The 20,490-nt window shown below is 57.7% G+C and carries 19 protein-coding genes; 4 read left to right on the top strand and 15 right to left on the bottom strand.

The genetic code is table 11. From position 1 onward, the window contains the following. Positions 1-5 precede the first annotated feature (5 nt). The 15 genes from rnhB to rpsB all read right to left on the bottom strand — a co-directional run bounded on the left by rnhB (position 6) and on the right by rpsB (position 14,824). The gene (gene rnhB / locus HXW73_RS02530; protein WP_186254747.1) at positions 6-623 is read right to left on the bottom strand and encodes a ribonuclease HII; all 618 of its coding nucleotides are present in this window, start codon (positions 621-623) and stop codon (positions 6-8) included. After that, entirely contained in the window at positions 613-1,797 is a 1,185-nt protein-coding gene (lpxB, locus tag HXW73_RS02525; RefSeq protein ID WP_186254746.1) for a lipid-A-disaccharide synthase, read from the bottom strand. Before lpxB ends, rnhB begins: the two co-directional genes overlap by 11 nt. Before the next feature lie 13 nt (positions 1,798-1,810). Then, positions 1,811-2,578 carry an acyl-ACP--UDP-N-acetylglucosamine O-acyltransferase gene (gene lpxA, locus HXW73_RS02520; protein ID WP_186254745.1) on the bottom strand — a complete coding sequence of 256 codons (768 nt, stop codon included), beginning with the start codon at positions 2,576-2,578 and terminating at the stop codon, positions 1,811-1,813. Further along, the gene (gene fabZ / locus HXW73_RS02515) at positions 2,575-3,018 is read right to left on the bottom strand and encodes a 3-hydroxyacyl-ACP dehydratase FabZ (RefSeq protein ID WP_186254744.1); all 444 of its coding nucleotides are present in this window, start codon (positions 3,016-3,018) and stop codon (positions 2,575-2,577) included. Before fabZ ends, lpxA begins: the two co-directional genes overlap by 4 nt. A gap of 130 nt (positions 3,019-3,148) precedes the next feature. Further along, positions 3,149-4,189, bottom strand: coding sequence for a UDP-3-O-(3-hydroxymyristoyl)glucosamine N-acyltransferase (lpxD, locus tag HXW73_RS02510; protein WP_186254743.1), 1,041 nt, complete (start codon positions 4,187-4,189; stop codon positions 3,149-3,151). Between the two features lie 54 nt (positions 4,190-4,243). Further along, positions 4,244-4,750 carry an OmpH family outer membrane protein gene (locus HXW73_RS02505; RefSeq protein WP_186254742.1) on the bottom strand — a complete coding sequence of 169 codons (507 nt, stop codon included), beginning with the start codon at positions 4,748-4,750 and terminating at the stop codon, positions 4,244-4,246. A 53-nt stretch (positions 4,751-4,803) separates the two neighbouring features. Further along, positions 4,804-7,146, bottom strand: coding sequence for an outer membrane protein assembly factor BamA (bamA, locus tag HXW73_RS02500; protein WP_446718992.1), 2,343 nt, complete (start codon positions 7,144-7,146; stop codon positions 4,804-4,806). Between the two features lie 100 nt (positions 7,147-7,246). After that, positions 7,247-8,605 (bottom strand): sigma E protease regulator RseP, encoded by a 1,359-nt coding sequence (gene rseP / locus HXW73_RS02495; protein ID WP_186255884.1) that lies wholly within the window; start codon positions 8,603-8,605, stop codon positions 7,247-7,249. Between the two features lie 37 nt (positions 8,606-8,642). After that, positions 8,643-9,839 (bottom strand): 1-deoxy-D-xylulose-5-phosphate reductoisomerase, encoded by a 1,197-nt coding sequence (gene ispC / locus HXW73_RS02490; protein WP_186254741.1) that lies wholly within the window; start codon positions 9,837-9,839, stop codon positions 8,643-8,645. Continuing rightward, positions 9,836-10,642, bottom strand: coding sequence for a phosphatidate cytidylyltransferase (locus tag HXW73_RS02485; RefSeq protein ID WP_186254740.1), 807 nt, complete (start codon positions 10,640-10,642; stop codon positions 9,836-9,838). Before HXW73_RS02485 ends, ispC begins: the two co-directional genes overlap by 4 nt. Beyond that, complete coding sequence (gene uppS / locus HXW73_RS02480; protein WP_186254739.1) at positions 10,635-11,426, bottom strand: polyprenyl diphosphate synthase; 792 nt, start codon at positions 11,424-11,426, stop codon at positions 10,635-10,637. The genes HXW73_RS02485 and uppS overlap by 8 nt, the downstream gene beginning before the upstream one ends. A 91-nt stretch (positions 11,427-11,517) precedes the next feature. Beyond that, positions 11,518-12,075 (bottom strand): ribosome recycling factor, encoded by a 558-nt coding sequence (frr, locus tag HXW73_RS02475; RefSeq protein WP_186254738.1) that lies wholly within the window; start codon positions 12,073-12,075, stop codon positions 11,518-11,520. 4 nt (positions 12,076-12,079) lie between these two features. Then, positions 12,080-12,856 (bottom strand): UMP kinase, encoded by a 777-nt coding sequence (gene pyrH / locus HXW73_RS02470; RefSeq protein WP_186254737.1) that lies wholly within the window; start codon positions 12,854-12,856, stop codon positions 12,080-12,082. Between the two features lie 123 nt (positions 12,857-12,979). After that, positions 12,980-13,849, bottom strand: a complete 870-nt coding sequence (gene tsf, locus HXW73_RS02465) for a translation elongation factor Ts (RefSeq protein WP_186254736.1) — start codon at positions 13,847-13,849, stop codon at positions 12,980-12,982. A gap of 219 nt (positions 13,850-14,068) precedes the next feature. After that, a complete protein-coding gene (gene rpsB, locus HXW73_RS02460; RefSeq protein WP_186254735.1) occupies positions 14,069-14,824 on the bottom strand; it encodes a 30S ribosomal protein S2 in 756 nt (251 codons plus the stop codon). A 351-nt stretch (positions 14,825-15,175) separates the two neighbouring features. Between rpsB and map the strand changes: the two genes are divergently transcribed. The 4 genes from map (at position 15,176) to HXW73_RS02440 (ending at position 20,483) form a co-directional block, all read left to right on the top strand. Next, entirely contained in the window at positions 15,176-15,967 is a 792-nt protein-coding gene (map, locus tag HXW73_RS02455; RefSeq protein ID WP_186254734.1) for a type I methionyl aminopeptidase, read from the top strand. Beyond that, positions 15,967-18,642, top strand: coding sequence for a [protein-PII] uridylyltransferase (locus tag HXW73_RS02450; RefSeq protein WP_186254733.1), 2,676 nt, complete (start codon positions 15,967-15,969; stop codon positions 18,640-18,642). The genes map and HXW73_RS02450 overlap by 1 nt, the downstream gene beginning before the upstream one ends. Positions 18,643-18,906: 264 nt before the next feature. After that, complete coding sequence (dapC, locus tag HXW73_RS02445; RefSeq protein ID WP_186255883.1) at positions 18,907-20,103, top strand: succinyldiaminopimelate transaminase; 1,197 nt, start codon at positions 18,907-18,909, stop codon at positions 20,101-20,103. A gap of 41 nt (positions 20,104-20,144) precedes the next feature. Next, positions 20,145-20,483 (top strand): Spx/MgsR family RNA polymerase-binding regulatory protein, encoded by a 339-nt coding sequence (locus HXW73_RS02440; RefSeq protein ID WP_186254732.1) that lies wholly within the window; start codon positions 20,145-20,147, stop codon positions 20,481-20,483. Positions 20,484-20,490: the final 7 nt, after the last annotated feature.

Here is a 20,490-nt window from a genome sequence, read left to right as displayed (position 1 = left end):
AAAGGCTACAGCAGTGCTAACTGGCGCTGCACTGGCGCAAAGCTTCTTCGATGGTCGGCTAATGGTCCATGAACCGCAAGCGCCGATAAGTGCTCTTTGGTCGGGTAGCCCTTGTGGCGGGCAAACCCATACTCAGGATAGCGCATATCCAGGGCAACCATTTGGGCATCCCTGGCAACCTTAGCCAAAATAGACGCCGCCGCAATCGCCGGATGCCGGGCATCCCCTTTGACGACCGCCTGGCCGGGCAGCGCATGCCCCGGTAGCCGGTTACCGTCCACCAACAGGTACTCAGCCGCCGGCGCAAGACCATCGATGGCCCGGCGCATGGCCAGGTGCGTGGCATGGTAAATATTGAGCTGGTCCACTTCGGCGGCGCTGGCCTCGGCCACTGTGAAAGCCAGTGCCTGCTCGCGAATCAAGTTGTCCAGCGCTTCCCGCTTGCGCGCCGTCAGCTTTTTGGAATCGGTCAGACCGTCGATGGGCCTGGCAGGATCAAGGATCACGGCAGCGGCGACTACACTGCCCACCAGCGGCCCTCGTCCTACTTCGTCGACCCCCGCCAGGCGCGCACCGGCGTAGTCAATCTGCAGCGGCGGAAAATCGGTTGCTTTAACAGCCATCGATGCGGTCATCCTGCAAGGGGAGTGGCTGACCGGCGATCAGCGCGTCGATGGCATCTGCCGCACGGCGGCTGGCATGGCGCTGAAGCGCCTGGTGCATCGAGGCAAAGCGGGCTTCTAGCGCGTGCCGACCCACATCGTCGGTCAATAGCGCGCTGAGCTGCTCGGCGATCGCCTCGGGGGTGGCGGCGTCCTGGATCAGCTCGGGCACAATCGACTGCTGGGCAATCAGGTTGGGTAATGACACCCAGGACGTCTTGACCAGCCGTTTGGCCAGCCAGTGCGTCATCGGGGCCATTTTGTAGGCCACCACCATGGCGCGGTGGCAGAGCATGGCCTCCAACGCAGCGGTGCCTGACGCCAACAGCACGGCATCGCTTGCCACCATCGCTTCGCGGGCCTGACCATCGAGTAACACCACGCGTTCGCCAAGCGCTGGATAGGCTTGCAAGAGTCGATCAATTTCGTCGCGGCGCTGCGCGCTGGCTGCCGGGATCACCACCCGGAGCGTGCGATGCTGTTGGCAAAGCAGCTCGGCGGCTTGCAAGAAGGTAGCGCCTAAGAAGCGTATCTCGTTGCTTCGTGAACCGGGCAGCAGCGCCAGCACCGGCACCTGCTCATCCAACCCAAGCGACTGACGAGTGCTTGAGCGATCATTTTCGAGCGGCAGCTCGTCGGCCAGCGGGTGGCCAACGAAGGCAACCGGCACCCGATGACGGCGATAGAAAGCAGCTTCAAAAGGCAGCAGCGTCAGCATGCCGTCCACGGCTTTGGCAATCTTCTTTACCCGCCCTTGCCGCCATGCCCACACCGACGGGCTGACATAATGCGCCGTCGTTATGCCCGTCTCGCGAAGCTTTTTCTCCAAGCCAATATTAAAGTCGGGCGCATCAATTCCGATCATGATATCGGGCTGCCAGGCGATGGCTTCTTCGCGAAGCGTACGGCGTACGCGAATCAGTTCAGGCAGATGCTTGATGACCTCCACCAGCCCCATCACTGATAGAGTTTCGAGGGGAAAGCGACTATTGAGGCCCTGAGCTTGCATGCGCGGGCCGCCGATGCCACGAAACTCAACGTCCGGGTGGCGCGCATTAAGTTCGCGCATCAGCCCTGCGCCGAGGATATCCCCGGAAAGCTCGCCTGCCACTAGGTAAATGCGCTGTGGTTCCATGAAAAACCGCCGGTTAGCGGGTAATGCCGCGCGTTGAACGCTCGATGGAATCAGCGAAGTGGGACACTTCAGGGATGGGATACTGGCGGCGCATTTCGGCAAGTGCCTGCTCCACCGTCAAGCCTTGCCGGTACACCAATTTATAGGAAGCACTCAGGGCGTTGATGGCTTCGCTACTGAAACCACGGCGCTTCAGTCCAACAAGGTTGAGGCCGCGAGCTTCAGCAGGGTTGCCGTTGATCATCACGTACGCAGGCGTATCCTTGGTGATGATCGAGCCACCGCCTGCCATGGCATGATCGCCGAAATAGCAAAACTGATGAATCGCCGCCAATCCGCCCAGGATGGCAAAATTGCCGACCGTCACGTGACCGGCCAACGTTACCTGATTGGCCAAAATACAGTCATCGCCAATCACACAGTCGTGACCCACATGCACATACGCCATGATCAAGTTGCGCGACCCGATGGTGGTTTCACCACGGTCCTGAATCGTGCCGCGGTGCAACGTGGCACCTTCGCGAATGACGTTATCATCACCCATCGCAAGGCGCGTTGGCTCGCCCGCGTACTTTTTATCCTGGCAATCCTCACCCACGGAGGCAAACTGGAAAATGCGCGTGCGCTCGCCCAACGTTGTCGGCCCCTTGACCACCACATGAGGGCCGACAACCGACCCCGCACCAATGGTGACATCCGGGCCAATCACACTAAAAGGGCCGACCTCGACATCGTCGGCAAGCCGCGCGGCGGGATCAACAAGGGCAGTAGGATGTATCAAGCCACTTTCCTCTCAGCACAAATAATCTCTGCTTCGCAGGCCAGTTCACCATCGACCGTCGCCCGGCAGGCGAATTTCCAGATGCCCCGCTTGCCGCGGATAACATCGGCTTCGAGCACCATCTGGTCGCCAGGCATCACCGGACGCTTGAAACGTACTTTATCACTACCCACCAGGTAATACACATAGCCATCGGCGGGGAGTTTATTAACCGTTTTAAAACCTAGAATACCGCAGGCCTGAGCCAGCGCTTCAATCACCAGGACACCCGGCATGATGGGATGGTGGGGGAAATGGCCATTAAAAAACGGCTCGTTAATGCTGACGTTTTTATACGCAACGATGGATTCGCCCTTGGTTAGCTGCGTTACCCGATCAACCAGCAAAAACGGGTAGCGGTGCGGCAAGTACTCGCGAATTTCGTTAATATCCATAACCATCGTAGCGACCTCTAAAAAGACAAGACACCTGTTACATCAGGCAAACATCGGCACAAAGGCCGATCAAAAAGCAGTGGATTATAACGCGCTGCGGATGAGCCTCAACCGGCCCACTGCCATATTCACACAGTCACGACTGGCCACGGTGATTTTTTTCCAAGCGTGACAAACGCTTAGCAATGTCATCGAGCTGTTTAAAACGAACAGCATTTTTTCGCCATTGAGCGTTGCCCATGGCCCCGGTGCCGGAAGAATAAACCCCGGGTTTGTGAATAGAGTTAGTCACCAGGCTCATTCCGGTCACCTGGACACCATCACAAATCGTCAGGTGGCCTGAAAGGCCAACGCCTCCACCCAGCATGCAGTGCCGCCCCACATGAGTGGAGCCGGCAATACCCACGCAGCCGGCTAATGCACTGTGGTCACCGACCGTGACGTTATGGGCAATCTGCACTTGGCTGTCGATCTTCACATCGTTACCGATCACGGTATTACCCAGCGCGCCCCGGTCGATGCTCGAGCAACTGCCGACCTCGACGTCATCGCCGAGCTCCACACCGCCTAATTGAGCAATTTTGTGCCATTGGCCGCCATCGTGGGCAAAGCCAAACCCATCCCCGCCGATCACACAGCCGCTCTGCAGGATGACCCGTTTGCCTATCACGACGCCATGACACACGGTGACGTTGGCGTGTAAACGCGTTCCCTCACCGATAATACTGTCGGCGCCCACCATACTGCCTGCGCCAATGACCACGTCGTCACCCAGCACCACACCTTCCTCAATGACCGCATTGGCCTGCACACTAACGCCATCCCCAAGCGAAGCGCTTTCAGCGACAACCGCACTTGGGTGGATTCCCGGCATATCCCGGGCAGGTAACGGGTCAAAAAGCTGGGAGAGTGTGGCATAACCCAAATAAGGGTTATCGATTTCCAGGCGCGGGACCGGGCAGCTTTTGCCATGCTCAGGGTGGAGTAGAACCGCTGCTGCCTGCGTCACGGCCAGATCTTTCAGGTAGGCACGATTAGCCAAAAAAGCCACCTGATCTGCCCGGGCGTCTTTAAGCGTCGCCAATCCCCTGATGGGCTGGCTCCCGTCACCCTCGAAGGCAACATTCAAATGGCGGGCAATATCCGCAAGCGTTAGGTCGTGAGAAGCGTGGGTCATGGGCGGCCAAGGAACCTTTGGTGCGGCTGAGCCGCACCGAGCATTATGGGTATTTTAGTTGAGCGAGTTAAAAATCTGCGTCACTTCATCCGTCACGTTGGGTAAGTCTCTGGATGAATGCAGCACGCCTTGGGGCTCAACCAAGACTTCAATACCGTGTCGGTCAATCACTTGTTCAACCGCCTGTTCCAGTTTGGGTTCGGCGCCCTCAAGGAATTGTTGCTCTGAGCGTTGTTGCGCCTGACCAATTTGTTGGCGTAACTGCTCAAAGCGACGACCTTTTTCTTGCAGTTCAGCAATCAGCGACTCGCGCTGTGCCTCGGACATCGTCTCGCCCTCGTTCTGCAAGCGCTCCTGCAAGCCCTGCAATTCGCTGCCAAGACTTTCAGCTTCGCGCTGCTGATCACCAATTTCGCTTTCTAGTCGGCTGATCGATGATTGAGCGGAATCGCTATTCATCAATGCCGCACGCCAGTCAAGAACAGCCACTTCGTCCGCCTGAGCCTGCGCTGATAACACCATGGCACCCAATAGACAAACAACCCTAGTGAGCTTAAGCATGGTCATAACTCCTTTTTGTAAAACGGATGCGCCTTGCGGCGCATCTCAACACGTTAGAATGACTGGCCTAACGAGAACTGGAAGAACTGGGTGTCATCGCCACTCTCTTCATTGAGGGGCTCAGCCACAGCAAAGGTCAACGGACCTACCGGCGTCAGCCAGGACAACCCAACCCCGGCGCTATAGCGTAAATCGCCAAGATCAACGCCAGAATTGCAGCGTTGGCGGCTGGCGTCTTCCTCGAGCACGTCATAGCAGGATGACAGGAACGTATTACCTGCATCTAAGAACAGCGATGCCTGGAAAGAGTTCTGATCTTCAACAAACGGAACCGGGAAAATGACTTCGGCGCTACCTTCGACGAGTACGTTACCCCCCAGGGTGCGGTCTCGCCCACCTTCGCGCGCCGGCGTAGTCCGCTGCCCAAGGGTGTTGGAGGTAAACCCGCGCACGGACCCTAGGCCCCCGGCGTAAAAGTTCTCGTAGAACGGATAAGGGTCATCTCCCACCGTATCGGCATAGCCGAGATCACCGGTAAATTTCAGTGACCACGCATCGCTGAGCGCAAACAATTGCTGCGCTCGGGCGCTGGCTTTGTAGTATTGCGTGTCGCTGCCAGGCGCACCGGTTTCAATGGCGATACGCTGGTAGTTACCCGCCGTGGGCATGATGCCACGATTGAGATTATTGCGCGTCCAGTTGGCGTTCAGCTTGAGGGTTTGCGCATTTTCTCCCTCATCTTCAACATAACGACGAATTTCGGAGGCGGTATCAAAGTAGGTTTTTACCGTTAAGTCTTCGGCGCTGGCGCCAAAGTTCAACCGCGATAGTTCACTGACCGGGTAGCCGAAGTTAATGCCGGCACCATACGCGTCTGTGGAGTAGGTCGAAATATCGGAGTCTTCGTAGTCGGTTTCGCGGTAGAAGACGTTGTAGCCCCGCGAAATGCCGTCAAGTGTCCAGTAGGGGTCGGTAAAACCGAAGTTGACGCTGGTAAAAGTGTCACTGCGCTGAGCGCCAATATTGACGCGGTTACCGGTGCCCAGAAAATTATTCTGCGCCAGTGACGCCCCATAGATCACCCCCGCACTTTGCGAGAAACCAACGCTTGCTGAAACAGAGCCCGATGGCTGTTCTTCAACGTTATAGGTAACGTCCAGCTTGTCGGGCTCGCCTGGGACCCGCTCGGTATCGACTTCGACCTGACTGAAAAAGCCTAATCGCTCGAGGCGTTGACGTGACTGGGTAATCGACTCTGTGGAAGCAGGTGCGCCTTCCATCTGGATCATTTCGCGGCGCAACACTTCGTCATCAGTGGTCGTGTTGCCGATAAACTCGATACGTCGTACATAGGCACGCTGCCCCGGATCGACGTTAATCACCAGATCGACCGTCTCACCGTCGCTGGCCACCTCAGGCACGCCCTGGACATCAGCAAAGGCAAAGCCTTCTGCACCGAGGCGTTGACGTAGCGCCTCGGTCGAAGCGTTGAGGTCCTGACGTGAGAAGATCTCACCGCGCTCAATAGTGAGTAGATCCCGGGCTTCCTGCTCGCCAATTTCCAGGTCACCCCTGAAACGCACATCGCCGACGCGATACTGCTGACCTTCGTCCACATTGAGCGTTATGAATATCTCTGACTTGTCGGCGCCGATCGATACTTGTGTAGAGGTCACGTCGAAGTTGACATAGCCGCGATCCAGATAATAAGACCGCAAGCGCTCAATATCCCCACCTAGTGCTTCACGGGAATACTCATCGCTTGAGAACCAGCCAAACCAAAAGCCCGGGCGGTCTTCGAGCTCGAAAATACCCAGCAGCGTTTCATCGTCGAAAGCCTCGTTGCCGACGATGTTTATCTGGCGGATCTTGGCGACCTCGCCTTCGTTGATATCGATATTAACGCGCACGCGCCCTTCATCGATTTCTTCGACGTCCGTTTCGATACCTGCACTGTAACGGCCCTGGGATTGGTAAACGCCTTCCAGCTCACGCTCCATTTCCTCGAGCGTCGAGAGTTGAAGCACCTCGCCTTCAGCCAGGCCTGCTTCCGTCAGCCCACGCCGCAGATCATCTTCCGAGATTTGCTCGTTACCGTTGATGTTCAACTGGGAAATAGTGGGCCGCTCGACAACCTGAATCACGAGCACGTCGCCTTCCCGGGCGAGGGATACGTCTTCAAACAACCCGGTTTCGAAAAGTTGCCGCGCCGCATCTGCCAGTTCGCTTTCGCTCACCTGGTCATTGGCACTGACAGGAAACGCATTAAAGACCGAGGCGGCGGAAACCCGCTGCAGTCCTTCCACACGAATGTCCGAAACATCAAAGGATTGTGCTTGGGCACCGCTGGCACCCGCCAGCAAGAGTACCGCCATTCCAAAGGTCTTGATTTTCATGCAGTCATTTCGCTCGCGTTGGTCTGCCTATGCATTCAAACAGGCACCATATACATTTGTGCAGGCAGATGACAAGGCATCTTAGGCACTACACGCGTCGTTACCAGAGGCGCATCAGATCAAAATACAGGGCCATCAGCATCAGGGTACCAACCATGGCAAGCCCGATACGTAAGCCGATGGCTTGGGTTTGCTCGGAGACCGGCCGCCCGCGCACGATCTCCAGAAAATAATAAAGCAGATGCCCTCCATCAAGCACGGGGATCGGCAGCAAATTCAATACCCCGAGGCTGATGGAAAGATAAGCTAGAAAGCCGACAAATGCCTCCAGCCCCGCCCGTGCGGAATCCCCTGAAATCTGGGCAATCGTCACAGGACCAGACAGGTTGGACGGCGATATCAGCCCCACCAGCATCTTGCGAATGGCGTCAACGGTCAACAATGTCATGTCTGCCGTGCGCGACAATGACTGCCCCACAGCTTCCACTGGGCCATAGCGGATTTCACGCTGATACTCTTCTGGCCATTCGACAGGCTCGGCACCCGCCCCAATGTACCCAATTTCAACGCCTGTCTCCAGGTTGTTGCGACCGGGGGTCAGGGTAGTGGTTTGTCGTTCGCCGTCTCGCTCAAATTCAACCGTCAAGGCTTCATCAGGGCTACCACGGATCACGTTAACGAACGCCATCCAGTCCTCGATAGGCTGTTCATCTACCGCGATAATGCGGTCACCCACCTGTAAACCCGCCTCGGCGGCCGCTTCGCCCTCAATCACCTGGCCAAGCAGGGCTGGGACATCCGGCTGCCAGGGGGTCAAGCCCAATGTTTCCAGTGGCTGCGGCGGATCCTGACGGGTCATGTAATCGCGTAGCGGAAGTTGGTAAACCGCCGCATTGCTCTCACCCTCAGGGCGAGCTTCAATGGTAAGCTCTCCACTGAAACCGATCATCGACACCAGCTTCAGATTGATCGCTTCCCAGTTGCTGACGGCTTCACCCTGAATCGCAGTGATCTCGTCACCGTGGGCCAGCCCCGCTTCGGCGGCAGGGGAGTCCGGCACTGTTTCCCCGACCATCGGTGCAACGGCCGTTGTGCCCGCTACAAACAGCGCCCAGTAGGCGACAATCGCCAGCAGAAAGTTGGCGATCGGCCCCGCCGCCACCACTGCTATTCGTTGCCAGACACTTTTACGGTTAAACGCCTGATCAAGCTGATCGTCAGGTACCGGTGCCTCGCGTTCATCGAGCATCTTGACGTACCCGCCAAGCGGGATGGCGGCAATCGCAAACTCGGTACCGTGGCGGTCAACCCGCGACCACAGCGGCTTGCCAAACCCGACCGAAAAGCGCAGTACTTTGACCCCACAGCGACGTGCCACCCAAAAGTGGCCAAATTCGTGGAAGGTAACCAGCAGCCCCAGTACCACGATCACCGCTAAAATGTTTTGTATCAGGCCCACAGGGTACTCCTCGATATGCGCCTCAGGCGGGCTAAGGCTAAGCGGACCAACGTTCCAGCCATCCGGCAGCACGCTGACGCGCGCGTTGATCGGCCCATAAAATACTCTCAAGGCAATCGGCAGGCCCATCGATAGTCGAGGACAGCGCCTCTTCGACCAGTTGACCGATGCCTAAAAACCCCAACCGGTGATTCAAAAAGGCCTCGACAGCCACTTCATTGGCGGCGTTAAGCACGACAGGCGCCAAACCACCACTGCGCATCGCCTCGCGGGCCAGGGACAGGCACGGAAAGCGCACTTCATCCGCGGTTTCAAAATCGAGCCGCGCTACCTGAAACAGATCCAGTGCCTCAACGCCCGCATCGATCCTTTCGGGCCATGCCAGCCCATAAGCGATGGGCGTACGCATATCGGGATTGCCCAGCTGCGCAATCACGGAGCCGTCCTGATAAGCCGCCATCGAGTGAATGACACTTTGCGGATGCACGACAACCTGGATCTGGTCGGGGCGAGCATCAAATAGCCAGCAGGCTTCAATCAGCTCCAGCCCTTTATTCATCAAGGTGGCGCTATCCACCGAGATTTTACGCCCCATCGACCAGTTGGGATGCGCGCAGGCCTGCTCGGGCGTGACCTGGGCAATGGCCGCCTCACTCCAGGTTCTAAAAGGTCCACCGGAGGCCGTCAGCAGCAATTGCGAGACACCGTGGCGCGAAAGCCCTCCCCGATGCTCCGGAGGTAGACACTGAAAGATCGCATTATGTTCGGAATCAATGGGTAATAGCGTAGCGCCGGAGCGAGCGACCGCTTGCATGAAGAGTGCGCCGCTCATCACCAGTGCCTCTTTATTGGCCAGCAAGACACGCTTGCCCGCTTCTGCCGCCGCGAGCGAGGGCAGCAACCCTGCCGCGCCAACAATCGCTGCCATGACAACATCGACACTAGCATCACGGGCTACATCGCACAGCGCTTGCGGCCCCACCATGACTTCGGTGGGCTGGCTTGCCCGGCGCAACTCAGCGCGCAGCCAATGCGCATCAGCATCGCTGTGGAGGACCGCAACGGCAGGGCAAAAGCGGAGGCATTGGCTGAGCAGCGTCTCTTTTGAGGTATGCGCGGTTAACGCATGCACTTGGTAGCGATCGGGATGACGGGCGATGACATCAAGCGTGCTGGTACCGATTGAGCCGGTGGAGCCCAGCACCGTTACACGCTGTATGGTTATCGAGGTCATAGGCCCAGCACCTGTAGGTAGAGCAGCGCAAACAGCGGAATCGCCGCCGTCAAGCTGTCAATGCGGTCCAGCACGCCGCCGTGTCCCGGCAGCAACTGACTAGAATCTTTCACGTCGCGGTAGCGTTTGAGCATGCTTTCCAATAAATCGCCCAACACCGAGATCAGCGTGACCAGCAGCGTAATCACCACCAGGGCTGCCCCTTCGGCTAATCCCAGCGATAGTCCTACTGCAAACCCGATCGCCAAGAGAGCTGTGGCCACCATACCACCCACCACACCTTCCCAGGATTTACCGGGGCTGACCCGGGGTGCCAGTTTGCGCTTACCCCAGCGGCGCCCTGCAAAGTAGGCGCCGATATCCGCCGACCAAACGAGCAGCAGTACGAACAACAGCCACACGGCCCCGGTCTCGCGCAGAATGTTGAACCCTACCCAGCACGGCAGCAGCACCCACAGCCCCATCAATAGACGGCCTGGCGTGGAATGCCACTGGGCGGCCAGATTCGGGTAACGGGTGACCCATACCAGATTGAGCAACCAGCCCGCCGCGGCAAGCCACAGCGGCCATTCGGCATGGGTGATGCCACTGATCCACATCACCAGCATCAAGGCAGCACAACACGCGACCAGCACGGCACGCTTAAACGGCTGAGTCACACCCGCCAGATTGGTCCACTCCCATGCACCCAGCAACATGACGAAGGCCGTGAACAGGGCATAGCTTTCACCCTGCAGACCGAACAGGCCGACCAGCACCACAGGCGCTAGCCAGACCGCGGTGATCACTCGTTGCTTAAGCACCCTGGGCCTCTAACTGTTCGTCGGTCATGCCGAAACGACGCTGCCGGCGACAGAAATCAGCCAGGGCGTCATCGAAAGCCTGGGCATGGAAATCGGGCCAGAGTAACGGCGAAAAGTGCAGCTCGGCGTAAGCCAGTTGCCAGAGCATGAAATTCGACAGCCGCTGTTCACCGCTGGTCCGAATGCACAAATCGATGGGTGGAACATAAGCACCCTCACCCATCGCCTGGTCCATCTGGACTTCGTCAATAGCGGATGGGGAGATTTCCCCCGCGACCGCCTGTTCAGCCAGTCGGCGAGCCGCCTGAGCAATATCCCACTGGCCGCCGTAATTCGCGGCAATCACCAGGTGCATGCCGGTATTGTTGGCGGTCAGCGATTCGGCACGCTGAATATGCTTCTGAATCGCATGGGAAAAACCACGCTGCTCGCCGATAATCGACAGGCGGATATTACGCTCGTGCAGCTTCTTGACCTCGCGCTTGAGGGCCATCAGAAAAAGCTCCATCAGCGCATTGACTTCCGTTGCTGGCCGCTTCCAGTTTTCGCTTGAGAAGGCGAACAGGCTAAGCGTTTCGACCCCACGCTCGGCCGCACGCTGAATAACCGCCCTGACGGCCTCTACACCTGCGCGGTGCCCGCGCGCACCTGAAAGGCCACGCGCACGTGCCCAGCGATTATTACCGTCCATGATAATGGCCACATGGGACGGCAACGAATCCTGCTCTACCTCCATCGCGTTGGCATCGTCCGGTCGTTGTCCGGGGAGCTGCGGTGACGTCATGAATGCTTGCACCAAAGGTCAATCATAGAAAAGCCAATCGTGGATGGCTGAGCGGGCAGCCCCTGCTGCCCGCGGAATGAACGTCCGCTTCTTATACTTGCATCAGGTCGTGTTCTTTTGAAGCGAGTGCCTGGTCGATCTCAGCGATATATTTATCGGTCAGCTTTTGAATCGCATCTTCGCCTTCACGCTGATCGTCTTCGGTTATCTCTTTGTCTTTTAATAACGACTTGAAGTCGCCATTGGCATCGCGGCGCACGTTGCGCACCGCGACACGCGCGTGCTCAGCTTCACTGCGAGCCTGCTTGATATAGCCTTTGCGGGTCTCTTCGGTGAGCATTGGCATCGGCACGCGGATAACGTTGCCTGCGCTTGCCGGATTCAAACCCAGGTCAGAGGTCATGATTGCCTTTTCGATTTTCTGCACCATGCTCTGTTCCCATGGCGAAATCGTCAGCGTCCGTGCGTCTTCAACGTTGACCGAAGCCACCTGATTCAGCGGCACCTGACCACCGTAATAGTCCACCGTAACCGCATCTAGAATGCTCGGATGGGCACGCCCGGTACGAATCTTGTTAAAGTTGCTGTGCAGCGCCTCGACACTTTTTTTCATGCGCGACGCGGCATCTTTCTGAATGTCATTAATCACGTGGTTACCCTCTGTCTATCAGCGTGCCTTCCTTGCCCCCAACTACTAAATTTAGCAGGGCACCAGGCTTGTTCATATCAAACACCCGCACTGGCATGTCATGGTCACGTACCAGGCAGATAGCGGTCAAATCCATAACGCCAAGCTTTTGTTCAAGCGCATCATCATAGGAAAGCTGTTCATACTTGACGGCATCAGGGTGTTTTACCGGGTCTTTATTGTAGACGCCGTCGACCTTGGTCGCTTTGATCACCACATCAACGTCAACCTCGATACCCCGCAGGCAGGCAGCCGAGTCAGTGGTAAAGAAAGGATTGCCGGTACCGGCTGAAAACAACACCACGTCACCGGACGTCAAATAGCGAATCGCCGTGCGCCGATCATAATGCTCGACCACCCCGCTCATGGGGATTGCCGACATCACTCGCGAGCGAATATTGGAACGTTCCAGCGCATCACGCATCGCCAGGGCATTCATCACCGTTGCCAGCATGCCCATATGATCACCGGTGACGCGGTCCATACCGGCTTCATTAAGCGCCGCGCCGCGAAACAAATTACCACCGCCAATGACGATACCCACTTGAACGCCAATACCCACTAGCTGGCCAATTTCCAGCGCCATCCGATCCAGCACCTTCGGGTCAATGCCAAAGTCATGCTCTCCCATCAGCGCTTCACCCGACAGCTTGAGCAAAATACGTTTGTATTTTGACTTGGAACCGTCGGTTTTCGATTTGCTAGACAGGGAGGTAAGCGGTTCTTGAACATCACGCGACATGGCAGTTCTCCTAGGGCAGATCTTGGCGCCGACAAGCGGCATCACCCCTTTTATTATGCAGGGGCCGGATACGCGAAGGCGTGCGCTCGCGCGCACGCCAACCTACAGCTGGAACATCAGACCTTAGCGACGGCCAGCCTGTTCCATAACTTCTTTCGCGAAGTCGACTTCTTCTTTCTCGATGCCTTCGCCCACGCCAAAGCGGGTGAAGCCAACCACTTCGCCGCCCGCTGCTTTGACGTACTCAGCCACCGTCTGGTTCTGATCTTTCACAAACGGCTGCTCGGTCAGGCTGTTTTCTGCCAGGTACTTCTTCAAGCGACCTTGCACCATTTTTTCAGCGATCTGTTCCGGCTTACCGGCCATATCAGGCTGAGCGAGGATAATCGCTTTTTCGTTATCCAGCTCTTCCTGAGGCATGTTCTCCGGATGCGCAACCGACGGGTTGATGGCAGCAACGTGCATCGCCACGTCTTTCGCCACCTGGGCATTGCCGCCTTTAAGAACGGTCAACACACCGATACGGCCACCGTGAACGTATTCACCGACCACGCCACCGTCAGCAGCGTCGACAACAACAGCACGACGCACGCCTATGTTTTCGCCGATTTTCTGCACCAACTGCTCACGGGCGGTTTCCAGTTCACCGTCCATCACAGCGGCAACATCTTCGCTCTTAGCGGCGAAGAAGGCGTCGGCAATTTTGTTGGTGAAGTCGATGAAGTTGTCATCGCGAGCCACAAAGTCGGTCTCGGAATTGATTTCCACCATAACGCCGTAGCTGCCGTCGTCGGCAACGCGGGTTACAACGGCGCCTTCCGCAGCGGTACGGCCGGCTTTTTTCGCGGCTTTTAGGCCCGAACTCTTACGCAGGTTTTCAATCGCAACCTCGATTTCACCACCTGCTTCGGTGAGTGCTTTTTTACACTCCATCATGCCCAAGCCGGTACGTTCGCGAAGTTCTTTAACCTGAGAGGCGCTGATAGCTGCCATGAGATTTCACCTCTGAAATGGTTCTAGCTGAGAGTTAAACGCCTTACAGAGCATAGTGACGGCAGATGACCGAATGATCTCACTCCGCACGGCGCTGCCGACATTGATGTCGGCCCAAGACTGCCCACTCCAAGCATTCACCCAAAGCGGGAAAAAAGGGGGCACAGGCCCCCTCTTAAGTGATGCGATACCGATGACGACACCGCATCGACCACCGGTTTACTCGGCGGCAGCGCTGCTGTCGGGTTCAGCGGCTTCTTCAGTATCCGTCACTTCGACGAACTCTTCGGCGCGACTTGCTTTAGCGCGACCACAGGCATCGGCAATAGCTTTTACGTAAATCTGGATAGCGCGGATGGAATCATCGTTGCCCGGAATCACGTAGTCCACACCATCGGGGTTGGAATTGGTATCCACCACGCCGATGACCGGAATGCCCAGCTTGTTGGCTTCGTTGATCGCGATACGCTCATGGTCAACGTCAATCACGAACAGTGCGTCCGGAAGGCCGCCCATGTTCTTGATACCGCCCACGGAGCGCTCGAGTTTGTCCTGCTCGCGAGTTGCCATCAAAACTTCTTTCTTGGTCAACTTCTCGAACGTGCCGTCTTCGTGCATCGCTTCAAGTTCGCGCAGGCGCTTGATGGACACGCGAATGGTCTTGAAGTTGGTCAGCATACCGCCCAACCAGCGATGGTTGACGAATGGCTGGCTGACGCGGTTGGCTTCTTCTTTGATGATCTTGCTAGCGCTGCGCTTGGTGCCAACAAACAAAATCTTGTTGTTGGATGCCGCCATCTTCTCGACCACGTCGATCGCTTCGTTCAGCGCCGGCAGGGTGTGCTCGAGGTTGATGATGTGAATCTTGTTGCGCGCGCCGAAGATGAACTTGCTCATCTTCGGATTCCAGTACTTGGTCTGGTGACCGAAGTGAGCGCCTGCTTTGAGCAGGTCACGCATATTAACGTGAGACATGGTAAAACTCCTGAAACTCGGGTTAGGCCTCCACGCACCCCATGGATCCGACCATTGGCATCGTAAGACGCTGCCAGCGGCACCCGGGACCATGTGCCGGTGCATGTGTGTTTTCAAGGCTTGCTATTCAATATCGCAAGGTTATCCGCCCGTGAGCAGCTAATCCCTGCGATGCCGTGATAACGCTTTGCTTATGCATCAACCTCGACAAGCAAAAGTTTGCAGCGGATGACGATTGCAGGAAAGCGCGCGGCTTTATACCATAGATCATCGTCAAGATGAAGCCGTCATCCGTTCAGCGGGCCTTTTATTGCCGCTCAACTTGCCATTCTGAGTCAACATCGAGAATCCATGAACGTTCCCATTAAAACGCCTTCTGAAATCGACAAAATGCGCGAAGCTGGACGCCAGGCGGCCAGCGTCATCGAAATGATTACGCCCCATGTCCAGGCGGGCATCAGTACCGGTGAAATCGATCGACTGTGTCACGAATACATCGTCAACGAGCTGGGTTCGACGCCTGCGCCACTCAATTACCATGGCTTCCCCAAAGCGACCTGTACCTCAATCAATCACGTGGTCTGCCACGGGATTCCCGACGACGCCAAAAAGCTCAAGAACGGCGATATCATGAACCTGGATATTACCGTGCGCACAGCCGATGGCTATCACGGCGACTCCAGTGTGATGTTCGTAGTCGGTGAGACCATCCAGGGCGATCGGCTGTGCCGCATTACCCAGGAATGTCTGTATAAAAGTATTGAGCAGGTCAAACCCGGCGTGCGCCTTTCAGAACTCGCCCGAGTGATTCAGAAGCACGCCGAAGCCAATGGCTATTCGGTTGTCCGCGATTTCTGCGGCCACGGCATCGGCGCTGAATTTCACGAAGATCCGCAGTTCCTGCATTACGATGGCTACGCGCCCAGCGCTGACATCAGCCTCGAAGCAGGCATGTGCTTCACCATCGAGCCAATGATCAATGTCGGGGGCTACAAAACCAAGGTGTTACGCGACGGCTGGACGGCGATCACCAAGGACCGCAGCCTGTCGGCCCAGTGGGAACACACCCTGCTGGTCACCGACACCGGTGTTGACGTGCTGACCGCACGCGCCGACGAAGACTTCAGTTTCTTGAATAATTGATGCTTTTACACCACTACCGGTTTGAACCGGACACCACGCTGTTCGATCTCGAGCTATTTCGCACCGAGCTTGCGGGGTCACGCTCGCCCATCGCGCCGTTCAAGGCAGCGCTTGACGAAATTCAGACACGCCTGGACGAACGCTTTCGCGCCGGGGCCGACATTCGCGACCTGGTGCGTGGCCGCGCGTGGTACCTGGATCAACTGCTGGCCATCGCCTGGGAACAGCATGACTGGCCCGACGACGGCGTCGCCCTTGTGGCCGTGGGCGGTTACGGGCGCGGCGAACTGCACCCGCATTCGGACATCGACCTGCTGTTGCTGCTGGAACACGACGACGATAGCCCCTATCGGGAGCCGCTGACCGCCTTTATCACCTTTTTATGGGATATCGGTCTGGAAATCGGCCACAGCGTGCGCTCGCTCAACGACTGCGAGCGCGAAGCGGCCGCCGATGTCACGGTGATCACCAACCTGCTTGAATCACGCCTGATTGCCGGCCCTGAGTCGCTACGCGACAAGATGCGTGAACGACTGACCACCGAGCATGTATGGCCGGCGGACCGTTTTTTCGAAGCCAAGTGGCAGGAGCAGATCGCTCGCCACTATCGCTATAACAACTCCGAGTATCATCTTGAGCCAAACCTCAAAAGCTCGCCCGGCGGGCTGCGCGATATCCAGATGATCGGCTGGGTGGCCAAGCGCCATTTCGGTACCGAGCAGTACACCGACATCGTCGCCAACGGCTTCATGAACGATGCCGAACTGCGCATTTTAAGCCAGGGGCAGGCGTTTCTGTGGCAAGTACGCTACGCCCTGCATATGCTCACCGACCGCGCCGAAGACCGCCTGCTGTTTGACCACCAGCGTACCATCGCCGAGATGTTTGGCTTTCGCGACACCCCCGAGGGCCTGGCGGTCGAGCAGTTCATGAAGCGCTACTATCGGCACGTGACTGCCCTGGCCGGGCTTAACGACATGCTGCTGCAGCACTTCGACGAAGTCATCCTGCGCGGCAAGGAAGCGCTGGAGACGGTAAAGCTCAACGAGCGCTTTGAAACCAAGGGCGGCTATATTCAGGTGCGCTCGCGCAGCCTGTTCCGCGAACAGCCTTCGGCCATGCTGGAGCTGTTCTTACTGATGGCCAAGCACCCTGAAATAGAAGGGGTCCGCGCCGACACCATCCGTCTGATCCGTGACCATCGCCATCAGATCGACGACCACTACCGCGAAGACCCACGCCATCAGCGGCTGTTCATGGCCATCATGCGCGCGCCTGGCAATGTTCCCCGCCAGCTGCGGCGCATGAACCGTTACGGCATCCTGGGTAAATACCTGCCCGAGTTTGGCCGCGCAATAGGGCTGATGCAGCATGACCTCTTCCATATCTACACCGTGGATGCCCATACCCTGCGGCTGCTCAAGTTCTTGCACGGTTTCCGCAAACCCGAGGCGAAAGACGATTTCCCGGTGGCTGCCTCATTGATGCAGCAACTGCCCAAGCTGGATCTTTTGTGGATAACCGGACTGTTTCACGATATCGGCAAGGGGCGCGGTGGCGATCACTCGGAAATTGGCGCTCGGGACGTCGAACAGTTCTGCCAGCGCCACCATATTCCCCAGCACGATACCAAGCTGGTCAGCTGGCTGGTTGAGCATCATCTACTGATGTCCATGACCGCGCAAAAGCGCGACATCAGCGACCCGGATGTGATTCGCGACTTCGCCATGGAGGTACGCAACGAAACGCGGCTGGATTACCTTTATGTGCTGACCGTCGCCGACATCAATGCCACCAACCCGACGCTGTGGAACGGCTGGCGGGCATCGCTATTGCGCCAGCTGCATGCGGAAACCAAGCGCGCCCTGCGGCGCGGTCTGAATAACCCGCCCGACCGCGACGACTGGGTACGCGAAACCCGCACCGAAGCCCGCTCACTGCTGCAAACGATTGGCGTTGATGAAGCCGGTATCGACCGGCTATGGGAGTCGCTTGGCGAGGACTATTTTCTGCAGTACGCGCCCAGCGAAATCGTCTGGCAAACCCAGGGGATTCTTGCCCACCAGCCGTCGCCACTGCCGTTGGTATTGATCAGCGCGCCCACGGCCGACATGTCCGAGGGCGGTACCAAAGTATTCATTCACACCCGCTCGGTGGACGATCTGTTCGCGGCGACCGCCGCTGCCATGGAACAGCTGGGGCTGTCGATTCACGATGCTCGTATCGCCACGTCAAACAACGACTGGACACTCAATACCTTTATCGTGCTGGACAATCAGGGCCAGCCAATACGTGACTCGGCGCGTATCGAAGAAATGCGCCAGCACCTGGTGGAAGAACTCGACGACCCCGACGACTATCCCGACATCGTCACGCGCCACACGCCGCGCCAGCTCAAGCACTTCCGGGTGGCGACCGAAGTGCTGATTGAACAGGACCCGGCCAACGACCGCACGCTGCTCGAGCTCAGCGCCCCTGACCGCCCGGGGCTTCTGGCACGCGTCGGGCGCATCTTCATGGAGCAGGATATCGCCCTGTCGGCGGCCAAAATCGCCACCCTGGGCGAGCGCGTGGAAGACGTGTTCTTTATCACCACCAAGGCAGGCGAGCCGCTGACCGACCCGGACCGTCAACAACAACTGCGCGAACGCTTGATTGAGGTGCTGGGGGTTTAAGTCGCAACACACTCCCCCGGGGCTGAGGGCGGGTTTCTGCGAGGGCGCTGTGAACCCATCCATGGGCGCTACTTTCGCCATCCATGGCGAAAAACCCTCGCAGAAACCCGCCCTCGCACCATGCTACGGAGCATGTATAAAAGTAGCCATTGCTCTATCTCAATCTCATCAGGTTTGAGCCCACAGCGGCGCTTGCCTATAATCGTCGGCTACTTTTCGCGACACGACGCCTACAACGACGCCAGCACGGCGTTCTGGATACTCATGAACCCTGATCTCGACGCCCTGCATCCGTATCCGTTCGAAAAGCTCGCGGCGCTCAAGGCGGACCTGACACCGCCCGAATCGCTTGCGCACATCCCGCTGACCATCGGCGAACCCCAGCACGCGCCCTACCCGGGCGCACTGGCCGCACTGGTGGCGCATCAAGCAGGGATGGCACGCTACCCGGCCACCAACGGCCTGGCCGCCCTGCGCGAGACCATTGCTGCCTGGGCCTGCCAGCGTTTCGCGCTTGCAGGGCTGGATACCGAGCGTCAGATCCTGCCGGTTAACGGCACGCGCGAAGCCATTTTTGCCTTTGTTCAAGCCGCGCTTGACCGAAGCCGCCCGGCCAAAGTAGCAGTGCCCAACCCCTTCTATCAGATCTACGAAGGCGCCACCCTGCTTGCCGGTGGGGAACCGCTATATCTCGACTGCACCGCCGAGAACGGCTTTCGCCCGGATTTCTCCGCCGTAAGCGCCGACACCTGGCGCGATGTGCAAATCGTCTTTATCTGCTCGCCGGGCAACCCCACCGGTGCGGTTACGCCACTCGCCGAATTCAAGCAGCTAATAGCGCTGGCCGATGAACACGACTTCATCATTGCCTCCGATGAGTGCTACTCGGAGCTTTACCTTGACGAGACAACGCCTCCGCCCGGGTTGTTGCAAGCCTGCGCCGAGCTGGGCCGCGATGACTACCAGCGCTGCGTGGTGTTTCATTCGCTCTCCAAGCGCTCCAATCTGCCAGGGCTGCGCTCGGGCTTTGTGGCGGGCGATGCTGACCTGATAATGCCCTTCAAGCGCTATCGCACCTACCACGGCTGCGCCATGTCACTGCCGATGCAGCACGCTTCCATTGCCGCCTGGCAGGATGAAAACCACGTATTTGCCAATCGCGAGGCTTATCGTGAAAAGTTTAGCGCCGTGACTGAGGTGCTCTCCCCGGTGATGGATTTCCCCACGCCCGAGGCCAGCTTTTACCTGTGGCCCGCCGTACCCGGGGGCGACGACATCGCCTTTACCCAGCGGCTGTTTGTCGAGCAGCATGTCAGCGTGTTGCCCGGCAGCTTGATGGGCCGCCCCGGGCGCGAAGGCCACAACCCAGGAAGTGGTCGACTACGCTTAGCGTTAGTGGCGGAGCTGGCTCCCACGCTGGAAGCTGCCGAGCGCCTGCGCCGACTTGTCGAGCGCGGCTAACGCAAACATTGACGACATGACGCCATCGTCGGAGGTCATACATGCTAACGCTTTATATCATCAGTAACTGCGACACCTGCCGCAAAGCGGCCAAAGCGCTGGACGAAAAGGGCATGCCCTTTAAAACCTACGACCTGCGCAAAGACGGGCTGTCAGCACCGCTGCTGGAACATATCCTGCACCGCGTCCCGCTGGTACAGGCGATCAACAAGCAAAGCAAAACCTGGCGCGAGTTATCGGATGAAGAGAAAGATTTTGATGCCAACTCGGGCCGCGAGCTGCTCTTGAAGCACCCCACACTGTTAAAGCGCCCCCTTTTGGAAGTCGACGACGAGACCATCCTGGTCGGCTACAAAGATGGCGACTACGACAAACTTTAAGACGAAA

Origin of the sequence: Halomonas sp. SH5A2 (assembly GCF_014263395.1) — a bacterium.
Taxonomy (GTDB): Bacteria; Pseudomonadota; Gammaproteobacteria; order Pseudomonadales; family Halomonadaceae; genus Vreelandella.
This window is presented reverse-complemented; position numbering and strand designations above follow the sequence as displayed.